This is a genomic window from Bradyrhizobium sp. HKCCYLS3077, from assembly GCF_051167555.1.
Lineage (GTDB): Bacteria > Pseudomonadota > Alphaproteobacteria > Rhizobiales > Xanthobacteraceae > Bradyrhizobium.
Window position 1 is genome coordinate 20,248 of record NZ_JBNPTH010000008.1, and the last position, 17,197, is coordinate 37,444.

Here is a 17,197-nt window from a genome sequence, read left to right on the forward strand (position 1 = left end):
CTGGGTCGTGCGCAGCGATGCGTGCAGCGCAGCAGAGCAAAAAAACAAACGCGAGAGGAAAGCGCCATGGAAATTGGATACTTCACGATGCCCTCGCATCCGCCGGAGTGCGGGTTGAAGGAAGGGCAGGAGTGGGACTTGCAGGTCCTGCGCTGGCTCGATGAGCTCGGCTATCAGGAAGCCTGGATCGGCGAGCATCACACCGCGCCCTGGGAGCCGCATCCGGCGCCCGACCTGATCCTGGCGCAGGCCTTTCGCGAGACCAAGAACATCCGCCTCGGCCCCGGCGGCTTCCTGCTGCCCTATCACCACCCGGCCGAGCTCGCCAACCGCGTCGCGATGCTGGATCATCTCTCCGATGGCCGGCTCAATTTCGGCATCGCCGCATCGGGCCTGCCGAGCGACTGGGCCATGTTCAACGTCGACGGCATGAGCGGCCAGAACCGCGAGATGACCCGCGAGGCGCTCGAGATCATCCTGCGTCTCTGGACCGAGCCGGCGCCGTTCACGCACAAGGGCAAATACTGGACGGTGACCAAGCCCGACGTGATGTTCGACTTCCTGAAGCCGCACATCAAGCCGGTGCAGGCGCCGCATCCGCCGATCGGCGTCGCCGGCCTGTCGAAGAACTCGGACACGCTGAAGCTCGCCGGCGAGCGCGGCTTCATTCCGATGAGCCTCAACCTCAACCCGGCCTATGTGTCGTCGCACTGGGATTCGGTCGAGGCGGGCGCGGCCAAGTCCGGGCGCAAGCCGAGCCGCAATGACTGGCGGCTGGTGCGCGAGGTGTTCGTGGCCGAAACCGACGAGGAGGCGTGGCGGCTGTCGACCGGCGACATGATGGGACGGATGATGAGCGAGTACTTCCTGCCTCTGCTCAGCCATTTCGGCTTCAAGGACTATCTGAAGCATTCGCCCGAGGTGGCCGACACCGACGTGACGGTGGACTATTGCGCCAAGCGCAACTGGATCATCGGCTCGCCGGCAACGGTGACCGAGAAGATCGAGAAGATCTGGCACGAGGTCGGCGGCTTCGGGACGCTGTGCGTGTTCGGCTTCGACTACAAGCATAAGCCGGAGGCCTGGCACAACTCCCTGCGGTTGCTGAAGCATGAGGTGATGCCGAGGTTGCGCCATCTCAATGCCGACATGACCAGGGCGGCGTAAGCTGTTTGATCAATCATGGCCGGACCGGCGGTCTCGCCGGTCCGGAGCAAGGGGGGTCTCATGCGCATCCGCGTCCGACGTTTTGCTCACGTCCTGGAGCGCTCGGGATTGGCCTTGGCCGGTGCGGCCTGCGGGGTGTTCGTCGGTGCTCACGTCGGGTCCAGCGTGCCCGCGCTGACCACCCAGGGCTTCCTGCTTCTGATGATGCTGTCCGGCGCATTCGGCTTCTATCTCGGCATCGACACGCCGCAGCTTCCCTTCCATCCGCATGAGGAAGGCACGCCTGCGGAACGGCGGATCGACGCGGCCGAGTTTCTCAGCGCGGTCGGCACCTTCCTCGCCACGCTGACCGCGTTCTTCGCCGTCGCCATCATCATCCTGCGCGAGGATCCGCACATCGTCTGGACCTCATTGATCATGGCGGGCTGGGTCATCGGTGTCATCATGCAGATCGTGGCGGGGGCCATTGCGCGGATCCGGCGCTGAATTCGTGATCAATTTTTGGGCTGATCCTGTCGCGAACTTCATCTGGTCCCCGCAGCGCGTGATCGTGCATGGCTTTGCGAGTTCTGCCGAACGGAACTAATTGATCCTCGCTGCCTGCGGGGACCTCGACGTTCATCCTGTCCCGCGGAACGCGGTTGTGCATCGGGGCTGCATTTCCGCTCTGTGAGCGCCGACCTGGCTCGCGTCCATGCATCCGGAGCAGGCGCAGCATCAAAACGCCGCATGGCCGCGTCGCGCGCGTTGGCGCGCTTGATGCATTGCGGCTCTCGAAATCATTTGGGACGTGCATCATGATCAAACGGGCGTTGTTGGGCGTTGTCATCGGCTGCGGGTTGGCCGTAGCGCATGCGGAGGAGCCGAAGGTCGGCGGGGTCGTCAACGCGGTGATCCAGCCGGAGCCGCCCGGCCTGATGCTGGCGATGGTCCAGAACGGCCCGACCCAGATGGTATCCGGCAACATTTTCGAGGGCCTGCTGCGCTACAGCCCCAAGCTCGAGCCGCTGCCCGGCCTCGCGGAGAGCTGGACCATCAGTCCGGATGCGAAGGTCTACACCTTCAAGCTCAAGAAGGGCGTGACCTGGCACGACGGCAAGCCGTTCACCTCGGCCGACGTGCTGTTCTCGATCGAGATGCTGAAGCAGACGCATGCGCGTGCCCGCAACAATCTCGTGATGGTCGAGAAGGTGGAGGCGCCCGATGATCTCACCGTGGTGTTCACCCTGAAGGAGCCGTTCGGCCCCTTCATCGGCATCTTCGAGGTCGGCTCGCTGCCGATGGTGCCGAAGCATCTCTATGAGGGCACCGACTACAAGACCAATCCGAATAACAACGCGCCCATCGGCACCGGCCCCTTCATGTTCAAGGAGTGGCAGAAGGGCTCGTTCATCCGCATGGTGAAAAATCCGAACTACCACGAGAAGGGCAAGCCCTATCTCGACGAGGTCTATTGGCAGATCATTCCGGACGCCGCGGCGCGCGCGGTCGCGTTCGAGACCGGCAAGGTCGACGTGCTGCCGGGCGGCTCGATCGAGAATTTCGACGTGCCGCGCGTCTCCAAGCTGCCGGGCGCCTGCGTCACCGGCGCCGGCTGGGAGTTCTTCTCGCCGCTGTCCTGGATGTGGCTGAACCTGCGCAACCCGGTCCTCGCCAACAAGAAGGTCCGGCAGGCGATCATGTACGCGATCGATCGCGACTTCGCCAAGGATGTGATCTGGAACGGACTCGGCAAGGTCGCGACCGGCCCGTCGGCCTCGACCATCAAGTTCTACACCGACGACGTGCCGAAATATCCGTACGATCCGGCCAAGGCCAAGGCGCTGCTGAAGGAGGCCGGCTACAAGGGCGAGAAGATCCGCATGCTGCCGCTGGCCTATGGCGAGACCTGGCAGCGCTGGGGCGAGGCGGTGAAGCAGAACCTGCAGGATGTCGGCATGACGATCGAGACGATCGCGACCGACGTCCCCGGCGGCAACCAGAAGATCATGGAGTGGGACTACGACATCGCCTTCACCTATCTCTATCAGTACGGCGATCCCGCGCTCGGCGTCTCCCGCAACTACCTGACCTCGGCGATTGCCAAGGGTCAGCTGTTCAACAATGTCGAGGGCTATTCGAACCCCGAGGTTGACAAGCTGTTCGCCGAGGGCGCAACCGCGCCGACCGATGCCAAGCGCAAGGAGGCGTATGAGAAGGTCCAGAAGATCCTCGTCGAGGACGTGCCTGTGGCCTGGCTGCTCGAGCTGCAGTTCCCGACCATCACCAAGTGCAAGGTCAAGAACCTGATCACGACCGGCGTCGGCGTCAACGACGGCTTCCGCGACGCCTGGCTCGATAAATGATTGAGGTGCTGGGCTGTTGCGACGTGTGATCCTGCAGTTCGTTACTCCGTCATGCCCGGGCTTGTCCCGGGCATCCACGTGGTTCTCAGCATGCCGAACGACGTGGATGGCCGGGACAGGCCCGGCCATGACGATGTCGAGACAGATGAGCGCAAAGCTCTGATCATGAACGATAGCCCTGTGGGCGCAGCGCTGTGCGCTGTGCCCCCGGTGCTCCACCTGCTTCTTGAGCTGACCATCACGGGCCCTTCATGCTCTCCTTCATCGCCCAGCGCGTCGCGAAGGGCGTCATCGTCCTTCTCGCCATCATCGTGCTGAACTTCTTTCTGATCCGGCTGGCGCCGGGCGATCCCGCCGTTGTCATGGCCGGCGAGGCCGGCGCGTCCGACCAGATGTTCGTCGCGCAGCTGCGTGAGAAGTTCGGCCTCGACCGACCGCTGCCGGAGCAGCTCCTCATCTACGTCAAGGGCATCGCCACGCTCGATCTCGGCTTCTCGTTTCGCCAGCAGGCGCCAGTCGCCAAGCTGATCGCCGAGCGGCTGCCCGCGACGCTGCTGCTCACGCTGTCCGCGTTCGCGATCTCGCTCGCGCTCGGCGTGCTGTTCGGAGCCTTGGCGGCGCGATTCGCCGGCACCTTCCTCGATACCGCCATCACCGTGCTCGCGCTGATCTTCTACGCGACGCCGTTGTTCTGGATCGCGCTGATCGCGATTCTCCTGTTCTCCGTCTGGGTCGATTGGCTGCCGAGCTTCGGCTATGAGACCGTCGGAGCCGGCTACACTGGCCTGCGCCACGCCCTCGACGTCGGAGCACATCTCGTCATGCCCGCCGCGACGCTCGGCCTGTTCTTCATGGCGACCTACACCCGCATGACCCGCGCCTCGATGCTCGAGGTCAAGCGGCTCGACTTCGTCAAGACCGCCCGCGCCAAGGGCCTGCGCGACGGCGTCATCCTGCGCCGCCACGTGCTGCGCAACGCGCTGCTGCCGGTGGTGACGCTCGCGGGCGTCCACGCCGGCACGCTGGTTGGCGGCGCCGTGTTGACCGAAACCGTGTTCGCCTGGCCGGGCATCGGCCGGCTCATGTATGACGCGCTGATCCAGCGCGACTACAATCTGCTGCTCGGCGTGTTCGTGGTGTCTTCGGCCATGGTGCTGATCTTCAATCTCGTCACCGATCTCGTCTACCGCCTGGTCGATCCCCGCATCGAGTACGCCTCATGAGACAGTTCTGGCGCACCATGCTGCGCAGCCCAAGCGGCATCATCGGGCTGATCATCCTCATCCTGGCGATCGTGATCGCGGTGGCCGGTCCGTTCTACTTCCCGAATTCGCCCTGGCGCATGGTACAGCGGCCGTTCGTGCCGCCGTTCACCTTGGCGAAGGTGCCGCTCGGCACCGATGCGCTCGGACGTGATGTCCTCGCTGGCCTGATCTTCGGCGCGCGCGTCTCGCTGCTGGTGGGCCTTGTCTCGACACTGGTGGCGCTGGTCGTCGGCGTGCCGCTCGGCGCCATCGCCGGCTATTTCGGCGGCCGCGTCGATGACGCCTTGATGCGCTTCACCGAGTTCTTCCAGACCATTCCAAGCTTCGCGCTCGCCATCGTGCTGGTCGCGATCCTGCAGCCCTCGATCTACTCGATCGTCGCCGCCATAGGCCTCGTCAGCTGGCCGCCGGTGGCGCGGCTGGTGCGCGGCGAAGTGCTCTCATTGCGGACCCGCGAATACGTCCAGGCCGCGATCGTGACCGGGCAAAGCAATTCGTGGATCATCTGGCGCGAGATCCTGCCCAACGCGCTGTCGCCGGTGATCGTGCTGGCTTCGCTGATGGTCGCGACCGCGATCCTGCTGGAATCCTCGCTGTCGTTCCTCGGTCTCGGCGATCCCAATCTGATCTCCTGGGGCTACATGGTCGGCGCCGGCCGCACCGTCATCCGCCAGGCGTGGTGGATCACGGTGTTCCCCGGCGTCGCGATCCTGCTCTCGGTGCTCGGCCTCAACCTGATCGGCGAAGGCCTGAATGACGCGTTGAACCCGCGCCTGTCGCGCGAGGGCAGGTGAACGATGTCTGATCCCGTCGTCACCATCAAGAATCTCCGCATAGCCCTGCCGAAGGGGGCCGAGCGCGCGCACGCGGTCGACGGCGTGTCGTTCGATCTCACCGCCGGCAAGATCGTCTGTGTCGTCGGCGAGTCCGGCTCGGGCAAGTCGATGTGCGCGCATGCGCTGCTCGGCCTGCTGCCCGACACCGTCAAGGTGGACAGCGGCGAGATCCGCTTCGAGGGACGCGATCTGCTCGCCGTCGACGAAGACGGCTGGCGCGATCTGCGCGGCCGCCGCATCGCCATGGTGTTCCAGGAGCCGATGACCGCGCTCAATCCCTTGATGCGGATCGGCGACCAGCTGATGGAGGTGTTCGAGGCGCACGACCTGCACACGCCCGCGGAGCGCCGCGCCAAGGCGCTGGCGCTGGTGCGCGAGGTCGGGTTGCCCGATCCCGAGCGCATCATCCGAGCCTATCCGCACCAGCTCTCCGGGGGGCAGCGCCAGCGCGCCATGATCGCGATGGCGCTGGCGCTCGAGCCGGCCGTGCTCGTCGCCGACGAGCCGACCACCGCGCTCGACGTCACCACCCAGGCCCAGATCCTGAAGCTGATCCGCAACCTGCAGGCCAGCCACAACATGGCGGTGATGTTCATCACCCATGATTTCGGCGTCGTCGCCGACATCGCCGACCAGGTCGTGGTGCTGCGCCATGGCAAGGTCGTGGAGGAGGGCACCGCCGAAACCGTGCTCGGCAACCCGCAGCACGACTACACCAAGGCGCTGCTCGCCGCCGTTCCCTCGTTCGACCCGCCGCCGCGCGTCACGCGCGAGGATCAGCCGAAGGCGATCGAGGTGATCGGCCTCGACAAGACCTATGTGACGCCGACCGGCTGGTTCCGGCCGAAGCGTGAGACGCGCGCTGCGCACGCGGTGAATTTCGTCATCCATCAGGGCGAGACGCTCGGCCTGGTCGGCGAGTCCGGCTCCGGCAAATCGTCGGTCGCACGTCTCGTCATGCGGCTGATCGAGGCCGATCGCGGCACCGTGCGCATCGGCGATGTCGATCTCACGACCCTGGAGGGGCGCGCGCTACGCGCGCAGCGGCATCGCATCCAGATGATCTTCCAGGATCCGTTCGCCTCGCTGAACCCGCGCCGCAAGGTCGGCCGCATCATCGCCGACGGCATGGTCGCGCGCGGCACGCCGCTGGACGCGGCGCTGACGCGCGCGCAGGAGCTGCTGGGGCTCGTCGGACTGGATGCCCGTGCCGTCGATCGCTATCCGCACGAGTTCTCCGGCGGTCAGCGCCAGCGTATCGGCATCGCCCGCGCGCTCGCGCTCGAGCCCGAGATCATCGTCGCCGACGAGGCGGTGTCGGCGCTGGACGTGTCCGTGCAGGCGCAGGTGCTGCGGCTGCTGGAGGATCTGAAGGCGCGGCTCGGCCTCTCGATGCTGTTCATCACCCACGATCTGCGTGTCGCCGCGCAGATCTGCGATCGCATCGCGGTGATGCAGCGGGGCGAAATCGTCGAGCTGAAGCCGACGGCTGCGCTGTTTGCAAACCCTGAGCATCCCTATACGCGCGAGCTGCTTGCGGCTGTCCCGGGGCGCAAGCCTCAGCCGGTCGAAATCGACGCATAAATGAGTTGCAACATATTCGGCGTATTTCGGTTATAACAGCATCATCCGGGACCCGAGCCGACGCCTCTCCGCCGAGGCGGGTTCCGATCCGCATCCGCTCCCGAGCGCAATCTTGCGAGACGCTCGTCCGATGCCGTCACTGAACCGTGGCCGTCCTGTGCCAATCTTGCCAGCACGCGCCGGCGCGTTCGCCACTCCAATGAGGAAGTCTCCGATGTCAGAGCGTAGGCCCACGGCCGCGGTGCTCGAAGCCCAGAAAGCGTTCAAGCCGGCTCCGGCCCCAACCAGTGACTACGAGAAGGCGCAAGGCGCCTTCAATCAGAACCGCGAGCGACTGAGAGCCGAGCGCCTGGCGCGCGAGGCGGCTCTTGCCGACAGCAAACATCTCGACAGCAAACAAAAGCCGGCGTGAGCGCCGGCTTCTTTGGCCTCTGTGCCAGCCGAGCTGGCAGCCCTCGCGCTTAGCTGCGCGGCGTCGCGGAGGTGAGCGGGCCTTGCGGCCGTTCGCGCTCGGTGCGCGCGGAACTCGTCGATGGAAGCGCGCCCGGCCTTGCCGTGGGCACCTTCTTCACCGGCGCTGGCAGCAGCCCTTCGCGGATCGCGGCCTTGCGCGCGACCTTGCGCTGGCGCCGGATCGCGTCGGATTTCTCGCGTGTCTTGCGCTCCGATGGCTTCTCGTAGGCGCGGCGCCGCTTCATCTCACGGAACACGCCCTCGCGCTGCATCTTGCGTTTGAGAATGCGCAGCGCCTTCTCGACGTCATTGTCACGAACGAGTACCTGCAAAAGCGTCCTCCTTGTCTTCATCTCGCGATGAGTGTCTTGATGTGAAGTCGATCGGCGTAGCGCCTGCGATGGCGCCACGTTCAGCAGTGTCTGTCTCAGGATTCAGAATGATGAGCTGAACGCGATGAGCTGAACGAGATGTGCTGAGAGATATGTCGAGACATGGGTGATCCGCTTCGTAGGAAGGCGGGAGCACGATCTGTCTCTCAGCCATCGATGGCCGGGCCGTTACCGATGGTGCCGGCAAAGATAAGCGCGAACCCTCGATATTGCCAGCGCGTTGGACCGCAGTGTCACCGGCCGCAAACTATATTTGCGTCGCGCCCTTGTAATCCCCAGGAAAGGGTCTACCTTGAGATTGTTCGATTAGCCGCTGTGCCTTTCTGAATGTGCCCGCGGGCTATTTCCAAAGTCATCGCTCAGTTGAATGATGAGATCGTGCGGTGTTCGCGCGATGAATACGCTTGATAAAGCGTTTGGAGATAGACATGCAGGGTACTGTGAAGTGGTTCAACGGTCAGAAGGGTTTTGGTTTCATTCAGCCGCAGGACGGCGGGAACGACGTGTTCGTTCATATCAGCGCCGTTGAGCGCGCTGGTCTCGCTGGCCTGGCCGAAGGCCAGAAGCTGACCTTCGAGGTCAAGACCGACAAGATGCGCGGCAAGACCAGCGCAGAAAATCTGACACTGGTCTGATCGTACTGATCAGGCGTCTTTGTTAGACGTCTCAAAGCCATTTCACGGATGTACTGAAATGGCTGGTTTGCCCGCTCGATCCTGTATTGAGCGGGCTTTCTGCGTCTCGACGATAACCCGCTTCACCGGAAGGATCTGTCGATGGCCACCAGGAAGATCTTGGAACGCTCTCCGGAAAGCCTGGCACGCGCCGAGCGTCAGCGCGTCGCGGCTGAGGATGGAGCGAAGGCGCGCGCCGAATGGGATCAGCGCGCGATCGCGGTGCGCAAGAACATGGAGCGCCTGCGCACGTTGCGGCTCGCCAAGGAGGCTGAGGTGGCGCAATCGGCTCCCGTTGCGCTTCCTGCAAAGCGGCGGAGAAAATCTCCACCGCGTTCAATTAGTCCTTGATCGTGCTTCTGATCGTCGCTGACGCAAGCTCGTCGTGATCAACAGCTACAAGCGCCCGAACCGTGTTCCGCGTCCGGATCCGACCTTCCCGACCCGAGGAGGCTGACGTGGCCAAATCCAGCGCAACAGACGTCCGTATCGCCAAGGACGACCGGCAGAGCGGAGGCCAGACGATCGCATTCGCTCTCGCGATCGGGGCGACGCGGCAGGTCTGCCACCTCGAGACTTGCTTCTGCACCCGCAATCAGGCGCTCGCCTATCTGCAGCGCAATCGCACGGCGTTCGAGCAGATGGCGCGTGAGCGCTTCTCCCGCGGCGAACTCACGGACGGCGTCATCCATTTGCGGATGATCTGACGCCGTTGGCGATCGCGGCGCTGTAATGCGCCGCTATTCCGACCTGGCCTTGACCGGGAGCGGCACGCGTTCGTAGGTCGGCGGCAGGTTGATGGGCCGATAGTCCGCCGATTCTGCGATCCGCATCAGGACGCTCTCGTGGACGAAGGCGCCATCCGGGATGAAGCGCGGCTCGCAGTTCGGGATATAGAAGCCGAGATGCGCCTTGCGCTCGGGCCATTCCTTGTACTTCGCCTTCTTCGGCAGGAATTCGAGCAGCCGCCAGGCCGGCGTCATCGAATCGTGCAGCGGGCCGTGGATGCTCGGAGGCACATAGGAGAACGGGCTGTTCTTGCGCTGCACCCCCCAGGCGAGCTGATTCACGGTGCGCGGATTGACGGCGAGCCCGGCCTCCACCGCCTCGTCGATCATCCAGAGCAGCGGATATTTCGATGCCGCCGACTGCGCTTCCGGATAGCCGCCGCCGACATCGCAGTGGACGCCGGCGAACCACACCTGCTTGGCGTCCTGCGGGCCCGCCTTGGCCTTGTTGAAGCGGTTGGGCGTGAAGGTCTGCGGCATCTCCCACGGCTTCAGCCGGAACATGCAGCGGCGCTCGTCGATCGCCGCGGCCTGGCGAAAGATCTTCACGCTCGGATTGCTGATGGTGAACGCCAGTTCTTCCAGGCTCGGCAGCGCCAGCAGTCGGTCCGTCCGCGGCACGATGACGCTGGCGACCGTGTCCCACACGCCGACGAAGTGAAGGGTCGGCCAGCGCGTCGAGGTGATGCGCGCGAATTGCGCGGCCTGGTCGTCGCGGCTCTCGGGGATCGGCCCGTCCTCCTCGGTGCTCTCGAGCTCGGTCGTGATGCCGCGTCCGGCCTTCGGGTTGTCGGAGGAGTATTTCTTGTAGGCGATGACGCCGGAGCCCGCGAGATTGATCTGGTCGGGCGAGATCAGTCCGACCTTGTGGATCAACCCGGCCAGCACGCGCACGGTGTAGGCGCCGCGCGAGAAGCCGAACAGGAAGATGCGGTCGCCTTCCTCATAGTGCGACGCGAGGAAGCAGTAGGCCTTGATGACGTTGTCATCGAGCCCGTAGCCTGTCGCCAGGCCCAGCACCATGTTGAAGTTCGTCTTGAAGCGATGCCAGCTGTCGGGCTGCGTCAATGTGCCCACGCCCGGATCGTAGAACACGGCCTGATGCGGCGTCGTCTTGTCGGTCTTGCGCAGGCAGCGATAGAGCTTGAGGACGTTGGAAATGTTCTCGCTGATCTCGTTGCCGGTGCCGTCGCAGCAGATGACAATATTCTTCATGACAAAGGAATGTCCACTATAATGCTACCGCAGCGAGTGTAGAGCATCCGGCTGAGCTTGGGGAGACCGCTTCTCCAGATCCTTCGTCGGAGGCCGCGCGTTGCGCGTATCGCCGCTGGACAGTCTTGCCGATCGCTTGCAGACGTGCCGTCTGCGAACTGCGGTTCGGCAGGGGCGGGCAGGCGGCGGTCGTGACCGCCACAAAACACGCTGACACAAAAATAGCTTTCACAAAACGCAAAGGCCGGATCTCGCGACCCGGCCATTCGTCAACTCATTGCGTTCGACGCTCGCCACAGCCGCGCTCGGCTGCGACGAAACGCGACCTCTCAGCTCGCCTTGGCGACTGGAGCGGCCTCGGAGGCCTTCTTCTCGATGGCGCGTTTCAGCTCGAGCGCGCGCGGCGACAGCGCCGCGGCATTGGCCTTCAGCAGATAGGCATCGAGGCCGCCATTGTGGTCGACGCTCTTGATCGCATTGGTCGACACGCGCAGGCGCACGTTCCGGCCGAGCACGTCCGAGATGAAGGTGACGTTGCACAGGTTCGGCAGGAAGCGCCGCTTGGTCTTGATGTTCGAGTGGCTGACCTTGTGGCCAACCTGGGGGCCCTTGGCCGTCAGTTCACAGCGCCGCGACATGGCAATAAATCCTCTCTCATCCCCGCACCCTTCGTCCGCCTGAAGTCGGCGGGCCGCGGGGGTCCAAAACTCGTCCAGCTCGTCTCTGGGAGATGCGGTCCTATAGGGGGGATGCGGCTTTTCGTCAAGGTTTTGAGGCGGCGCGGCAATGGCAGCCTGCGAGGGTGTCGAGTCGGATGAGCCCTGCCGGTTCCAGGCGACGGTATCGAGAGGCCGAGCGGCAGCCGTGCCGGTGGCCGCGGCGGCCGATCCTCGATCCGGAAACAGGTCGTACAATCAATAGTATAGGCGGTGAGTCCCGACCACATAAAGGGCGTATTCGAAGGCGATCAATGGGGACTTGCGCGGCGTGTGTCAGGCCGGCCCGGCGGGCCGCAGGCCGGGACGGTGGCAGCGTGACGCGGCTTCGCCGGGATGCGGTCCGGGCGCAAAGCGCTGGACAATCGGCCAGAGAGCGACCGGTTGGCGTTGTTCAGGCGTGTTTTTGGCGTAAGTAACACCCGTGGCGCGGCGCAGAGGCCGAAGGCCTGGTCAACGGATCGGCAGGATCATTTCGACGTGACGAACAGCTCGGCCTTCTTCCGTTCTCGGCGCCTCGCAGCGGCCGGATCCCTCGCGGCCCTCCTGATGCTGACGCCGCAGGTGGTTCGCGCGCAAGCAAGGCTCGATGCCCAGTACGAGGCATCTCTGGCCGGTATTCCCGTGGGGAAGGGCACCTGGGCCATCGAGATCGGCGATGATCAATACGGCGCTTCGGTCCAGGGCGGCACGGCCGGCCTGCTCAAGAGCTTTTCGCAGGGCTCGGGCAACGGCTCGGTGCAGGGTCGCGTCGTCAACGGCGCGCTGGTTGCCCAGAGCTATCAGGCCTCGACCACCACGGGAAAGAAATCCGAGCAGATCCGCATCAACCTACAGAACGGCACGGTGAAGGATTTTGCCATCGAGCCGACACCGCCGGTCGATCCCGACCGCATTCCGGTGACCGATGCGCACAAGCGCGGCGTGTTCGATCCGATGACCGCGTCGCTCGTGCGCGTGCCCGGGAACGGCGAGCTGCTGTCGCCGGAGTCCTGCCGTGGCGCGGCGCCGATCTTCGACGGCCGGATGCGCTATGAGCTCAAGCTCGACTACAAGCGCATGGAGAACGTCAAGGCGGAGAAGGGCTATCGCGGCCCCGCGCTGGTCTGCGCGATCTACTTCACGCCCGTCGCGGGCTACATCCCCGATCGGCCGGTCATCAAATATCTGGCCCAGGCCCGCAACATGGAAGTCTTCTTCGTGCCGCTCGCCGGCACGCGGGTGCTGGTGCCGTTCCGGGTGGTGATCCCGACATCGTTCGGCACGGCGATGCTGGAAGCGACGACCTTCATCACCCAGGCGACGCCGCACGTTGCCAAGACGCAGTAGCGCCTGCATCTCCCTATTGCGTGTTCCTGCCCTTCGCTCCGGACAGTCTCCCAGAAGCTGACGCCCCGGATACGGACGCCGTGACGAGATCTCCGAGCGTCGGTTCGATGATGTTGCTTGGATTGTCGCGGGACTTCCGGGGCGAGCCGAGCCCAAACGCGTGCATGGCGATACCTGCTTCATCGCGCGCGAATCAGTTTGACTCTTGCCTCGATCTGATTCGACTCGGGACCGGCGCAAAGGCACTCCGGTTCCCTCGCGAAAGCGTTGCTTGTCGAGCCCGCGAAAACTTGATCTAGTGCCGAGGAGATCGCAGAGCGCGAGATGTTGCGGTGAACGAAGCCGGAAAGACGCTGGAGTCAGCGATTCCTTCGTGATTCGTTCTCAAGGCGTTCCGAAGCTTAAGCTGCGTCCCTATATGCGTCACAGTATGAGACAGGGGTGAGGAGCGCAGCCTCTCAACAACAACGACAAATCCAGCATCCATCGCGCCTGACCCGCGCGCCTGCAACGCCGGCTTCGAGACCCACATTTAACGAATGGCTTTTTCGTCTTCTTCGGCTGCCTCGCCCTTCGAGCGCATGTCCGACCGTGCATCCGACCGTGCTCCTGGAAGCGGCGTCACCGCCGTGCTCGGTCCCACCAACACCGGCAAGACACATCTCGCGATCGAGCGCATGCTGGCGCATTCGTCCGGGATCATCGGCCTGCCGCTGCGGCTGCTTGCGCGCGAGGTCTACAACAAGATCGCCGATCGCGTCGGCAGCGAAGCTGTCGCGCTGATCACCGGCGAGGAGAAGATCAAGCCGAAGAGCCCGCGCTACTGGGTGTCGACGGTCGAGGCCATGCCGCGCGATCTCGACGTGTCGTTCCTCGCTGTCGACGAGATCCAGATCGCCTCCGATCTCGAGCGTGGCCACGTCTTCACCGACCGCATCCTCAACCGGCGCGGCCGCGACGAGACGCTGCTGCTCGGGGCTGCGACGATGCGTCCGATCATCGAGCGGCTGCTGCCCGGCGCCTCGATGGTGACGCGGCCGCGGCTCTCGCAGCTCGAATTCGCAGGCGACCGCAAGATCACGCGGCAGCCGCGGCGGACCGCGATCGTCGCGTTCTCAGCCGATGAGGTCTATGCGATCGCGGAACTGATCCGCCGCCAGCATGGCGGCGCGGCCGTCGTGCTCGGCTCGCTGTCGCCGCGGACCCGCAACGCGCAGGTGGCGATGTTCCAGAACGGCGACGTCGACTATCTCGTCGCCACCGACGCCATCGGCATGGGGCTCAACCTCGACGTCGATCACGTCGCCTTTGCCTCCGACCGCAAATATGACGGTTATCAGTTCCGCCGCCTGACGCCGTCGGAATTTGCCCAGATTGCAGGCCGCGCCGGCCGCGCAACGCGCAACGGGACCTTCGGCACCACCGGGCGTTGTGCGCCGTTCGAGCCCGAGCTCGTCAACGCGCTGCAGAACCACACCTTCGATACCGTGAAGGTGCTGCAATGGCGCAATTCGAAGCTGGATTTTGCGTCGCTGAGCGCGCTGCAGGTGTCATTGGCGCTGGCGCCGTCGCACGAGGCGCTGACGCGTGCGCCGATCGCCGAGGACCTGCGGGTGCTCGACCACGCCGCGCGCGATGCCGAGGTGCGCGACATGGCGCATGGCGCAGCGGCCGTCGAGCGGCTATGGGAGACCTGTCAGATTCCGGACTATCGCAGGCTGTCGCCGGCTGCGCATTCCGAGCTCGTGACCACCGTGTTCGGCTTCCTGATGCAGAAGGGGCGCATTCCCGACGCCTGGTACGCCGCCCAGGTCGATCAGGCCGACCGCGTCGACGGCGACATCGACACGCTGTCGGGCCGGATTGCACAGATTCGCACCTGGACCTTCGTCGCGAACCGGCCGGACTGGCTGCGTGATCCCGATTATTGGCAGGGGATTACCCGCGACCTCGAAAATAAATTGTCAGACGCCCTTCATGAACGGCTCACGGAGCGTTTCGTTGATCGTCGTACCAGTGTATTGATGCGGCGCCTGCGGGAGAACAGTGTTTTGAATACGGAAATCGGCAAGACCGGCGAAGTGATCGTTGAAGGGCATGCGATCGGCCGCCTGGATGGATTCACCTTCGCGCCCGACGCCGCCGAAGCCGGCTCCGAGGCCAAGGCCCTGCAGGCTGCTGCCCAGAAGGCCCTGGCCGGCGAGATCGAGGCGCGTGCCGAGAAACTGTCCAATGCGCCGGACGAGCACATCGTGCTGACGGCCGATGGCACGCTGCGCTGGACCGGCGATGCCGTGGCCAAGCTGGTCGCGGCAGACGACGCCCTGCACCCGCGCCTGCGCATCATCGCCGACGAGCGGCTCACGGGAGCCGCGCGCGACAAGGTGCAGGCCCGCCTCGATCTGTGGCTCAAGACGCATATCGAGAAGCTGCTCGGCCCGCTGTTCGAACTGTCCAAGGCCGAGGACATCACCGGCATCGCCCGCGGCATCGCCTTCCAGCTTGTCGAGGCGCTCGGCGTCATCGAGCGCAACAAGATCGCCGGCGAGATGAAGGATCTCGACCAGCCTTCGCGCGCCACCTTGCGCAAATACGGCGTTCGTTTCGGCGCCTATCACATCTACGTCCCGGCGCTGCTGAAGCCGGCCGCGCGCGCGCTGGCCGCGCTGCTGTGGGCCGAGAAGCAGGGCAATGTCGACATGTCCGCGCTGACCGGCGCGCAACATCTGGCAAGCTCGGGCCGCACCTCGTTCCCGGTCGACAAGGCGCTGCCGCGCGACGCCTATCGCGTGCTCGGCTACAAGCAGGCGGGCGAGCGCGCCGTGCGCGTCGACATCCTGGAACGGCTTGCCGATCTGATTCGTCCCGCTCTGGCGTGGCGCGAGAATACGCAGGGCGAGAAGCCGGCGGGCGCCTTCGACGGCCGTGGTTTCGTCGTGACTCAGGCCATGACCTCGCTCACCGGCTCGGCCGGCGAGGACTTCGCCTCGATCCTGCGCGCGCTCGGCTATCGTATGGAGAAGCGCCCGCCGCTGCCGCCCAAGAAGGTCGAGACCCAGATCGAGACGCAGATCGAGACTCCGGTCGACCAGCCGGCGGAGGCTGTTGCCGCGGAGGCGGCGCCGGCCGAGACGGTATCCGCCGATGTTGCGCCGGCGACCGCCGCCGAGCCGTCGGACGCGCAGGTGCCTACGGTCGCGGAAGCCGCGGTTGCGCCGGTGACCGAGCAGGCCGTCGCCGCGCCGGACGCGTTGCCTGACGCGGCGGCCGAACCCGCGCAGCCCGCGGCGATGACCTCCTTGCCGACGGTCGACTTCGTGACGCCGACGCCGGCCGAGCAGCCGCCGGCGGTCGAGAGCGCCTCGGACCCCACGGCTGCGGCGGACGACGTCGCGCCGCAGGCCGAGACGGCTGCGGCCGACGAGACCGCCCAGGCTGATGCGGCACAGCCCGAAGCAGCCCTGGTCGAGGCCGACGCTCCGGCGGCCGAGCCGGCAAGCGGCGTTGCCGAGGCCGCGCCGGCCGAGCCGGTCCTCGTCGAGGTCTGGCGTCCCGGCGGTCGCTCGGACGAGCGCCGGCCGCGGCACGAGCACCATCAGCGCAATCGCCATCAGCGTCCGCAGCACGATCGCGGCCAGGCCGCGAGTGGCGGCGAGGCTGCGGCCGCCGGTGCCGCACCGGCCGAGGGCGAGGGGCGTGACCGCCATCGCGGCCACGGCCGCCGCGACCGCATGAAGGAGTTCGGCAAGGACTTCCGCAAGGGACCGCCGCGCGAAGGTGGCGAAGCCGCCGCAGCGGCCGCGCCCGCGCGCGAGGATCGCGGTCCGCGCCGCGACCAGGACGGCAAGGGACGCGACCAGAATCGCGATCGCAACAAGGGCGGCAAGTTCGGTGGCGACCGCGAGGGACGTGGTGGCCGCGACTTCGGCAAGGGCGGCCGCGACAAGCGCGACGGCGGGCCGGCGCTGCGGCCCTACGCGTCGAGCGGCGGTGGTGGTGGCCGGGATCGCGACCGGCCGGTCGATCCGAACTCGCCGTTCGCCAAGCTTGCGGCGCTCAAGGAGCAGCTTGCGGCCAACAACCGCAAGGATTGACGCGGCCAGACCGGAAGGACCACGCCCACGTCCGACACCCCGTCAGAGCGCCAGCGCCTCGACAAATGGCTATGGCATGCGCGGTTGGTGAAGGCCCGCACCAGCGCCGCGGCGCTGGTGTCGTCGGGCCACGTCCGTGTCAACGGCGTGCGCGAGACCTCGCCTGGGCACGGCGTGAAGACCGGTGATGTCCTGACCATTGCCCTCGACCGCAAGGTGCGCGTGCTCAAGGTGACAGGCTTTGCGGCGCGCCGCGGTGACGCGGCGTCGGTGGTCGGGTTGTACGATGATCTCGAAGGCGCGGGCCCGGTCTGATCTGGATCGGCTGCGCGAACGCGG

General features: G+C 65.5%; 15 protein-coding genes and 1 pseudogene. 13 read left to right on the forward strand and 3 right to left on the reverse strand.

The features are described 5' to 3' along the window. Positions 1-66 precede the first annotated feature (66 nt). The 7 genes from ACQR0Z_RS28570 (at position 67) to ACQR0Z_RS28600 (ending at position 7,609) form a co-directional block, all read left to right on the forward strand. Entirely contained in the window at positions 67-1,167 is a 1,101-nt protein-coding gene (locus tag ACQR0Z_RS28570; protein WP_434861986.1) for an LLM class flavin-dependent oxidoreductase, read from the forward strand. A 60-nt stretch (positions 1,168-1,227) separates the two neighbouring features. Continuing rightward, positions 1,228-1,653: a hypothetical protein gene (locus ACQR0Z_RS28575; protein ID WP_434861985.1), complete on the forward strand. Its 426-nt coding sequence runs from the start codon at positions 1,228-1,230 to the stop codon at positions 1,651-1,653. A gap of 311 nt (positions 1,654-1,964) precedes the next feature. Further along, positions 1,965-3,512, forward strand: a complete 1,548-nt coding sequence (locus ACQR0Z_RS28580) for an ABC transporter substrate-binding protein (RefSeq protein ID WP_434920844.1) — start codon at positions 1,965-1,967, stop codon at positions 3,510-3,512. 251 nt (positions 3,513-3,763) lie between these two features. After that, entirely contained in the window at positions 3,764-4,735 is a 972-nt protein-coding gene (locus tag ACQR0Z_RS28585; RefSeq protein WP_434861983.1) for an ABC transporter permease, read from the forward strand. After that, positions 4,732-5,571: an ABC transporter permease gene (locus ACQR0Z_RS28590; protein ID WP_434861982.1), complete on the forward strand. Its 840-nt coding sequence runs from the start codon at positions 4,732-4,734 to the stop codon at positions 5,569-5,571. Before ACQR0Z_RS28585 ends, ACQR0Z_RS28590 begins: the two co-directional genes overlap by 4 nt. Positions 5,572-5,574: 3 nt before the next feature. Next, the gene (locus ACQR0Z_RS28595; RefSeq protein ID WP_434920845.1) at positions 5,575-7,197 is read left to right on the forward strand and encodes an ABC transporter ATP-binding protein; all 1,623 of its coding nucleotides are present in this window, start codon (positions 5,575-5,577) and stop codon (positions 7,195-7,197) included. Positions 7,198-7,411: 214 nt separating this feature from the next. Next, positions 7,412-7,609, forward strand: a complete 198-nt coding sequence (locus ACQR0Z_RS28600; RefSeq protein WP_434861980.1) for a hypothetical protein — start codon at positions 7,412-7,414, stop codon at positions 7,607-7,609. Positions 7,610-7,658: 49 nt separating this feature from the next. Here the strand turns inward: ACQR0Z_RS28600 and rpsU are convergent, their stop codons facing one another. Then, on the reverse strand, positions 7,659-7,982 hold the full coding sequence (gene rpsU, locus ACQR0Z_RS28605) for a 30S ribosomal protein S21 (RefSeq protein WP_434861979.1): 324 nt from the start codon (positions 7,980-7,982) through the stop codon (positions 7,659-7,661). 488 nt (positions 7,983-8,470) lie between these two features. Between rpsU and ACQR0Z_RS28610 the strand changes: the two genes are divergently transcribed. From ACQR0Z_RS28610 to ACQR0Z_RS28620, 3 genes are all read left to right on the forward strand, one after another. Continuing rightward, the gene (locus tag ACQR0Z_RS28610; RefSeq protein WP_434861978.1) at positions 8,471-8,677 is read left to right on the forward strand and encodes a cold-shock protein; all 207 of its coding nucleotides are present in this window, start codon (positions 8,471-8,473) and stop codon (positions 8,675-8,677) included. Positions 8,678-8,818: 141 nt separating this feature from the next. Then, positions 8,819-9,067 carry a transcriptional regulator gene (locus ACQR0Z_RS28615; protein WP_434861977.1) on the forward strand — a complete coding sequence of 83 codons (249 nt, stop codon included), beginning with the start codon at positions 8,819-8,821 and terminating at the stop codon, positions 9,065-9,067. 107 nt (positions 9,068-9,174) lie between these two features. Beyond that, positions 9,175-9,423 carry a hypothetical protein gene (locus ACQR0Z_RS28620; protein ID WP_434861976.1) on the forward strand — a complete coding sequence of 83 codons (249 nt, stop codon included), beginning with the start codon at positions 9,175-9,177 and terminating at the stop codon, positions 9,421-9,423. Positions 9,424-9,456: 33 nt separating this feature from the next. On the opposite strand, the gene ACQR0Z_RS28625 is transcribed toward ACQR0Z_RS28620, so the two are convergent. Further along, positions 9,457-10,719, reverse strand: a complete 1,263-nt coding sequence (locus ACQR0Z_RS28625; protein WP_434920846.1) for a DUF2235 domain-containing protein — start codon at positions 10,717-10,719, stop codon at positions 9,457-9,459. Between the two features lie 329 nt (positions 10,720-11,048). Next, a complete protein-coding gene (gene rpmB / locus ACQR0Z_RS28630; RefSeq protein WP_434861974.1) occupies positions 11,049-11,357 on the reverse strand; it encodes a 50S ribosomal protein L28 in 309 nt (102 codons plus the stop codon). 627 nt (positions 11,358-11,984) lie between these two features. Between rpmB and ACQR0Z_RS28635 the strand changes: the two genes are divergently transcribed. From ACQR0Z_RS28635 to ACQR0Z_RS28645, 3 genes and pseudogenes are all read left to right on the forward strand, one after another. Continuing rightward, positions 11,985-12,764 (forward strand): DUF3108 domain-containing protein, encoded by a 780-nt coding sequence (locus ACQR0Z_RS28635; protein ID WP_434862040.1) that lies wholly within the window; start codon positions 11,985-11,987, stop codon positions 12,762-12,764. A 539-nt stretch (positions 12,765-13,303) separates the two neighbouring features. Continuing rightward, positions 13,304-16,858 carry a helicase-related protein gene (locus ACQR0Z_RS28640; protein ID WP_434920847.1) on the forward strand — a complete coding sequence of 1,185 codons (3,555 nt, stop codon included), beginning with the start codon at positions 13,304-13,306 and terminating at the stop codon, positions 16,856-16,858. 45 nt (positions 16,859-16,903) lie between these two features. Beyond that, positions 16,904-17,173 (forward strand): annotated as a pseudogene (locus tag ACQR0Z_RS28645) (RNA-binding S4 domain-containing protein); the annotation flags it as partial. Positions 17,174-17,197 lie beyond the last annotated feature (24 nt).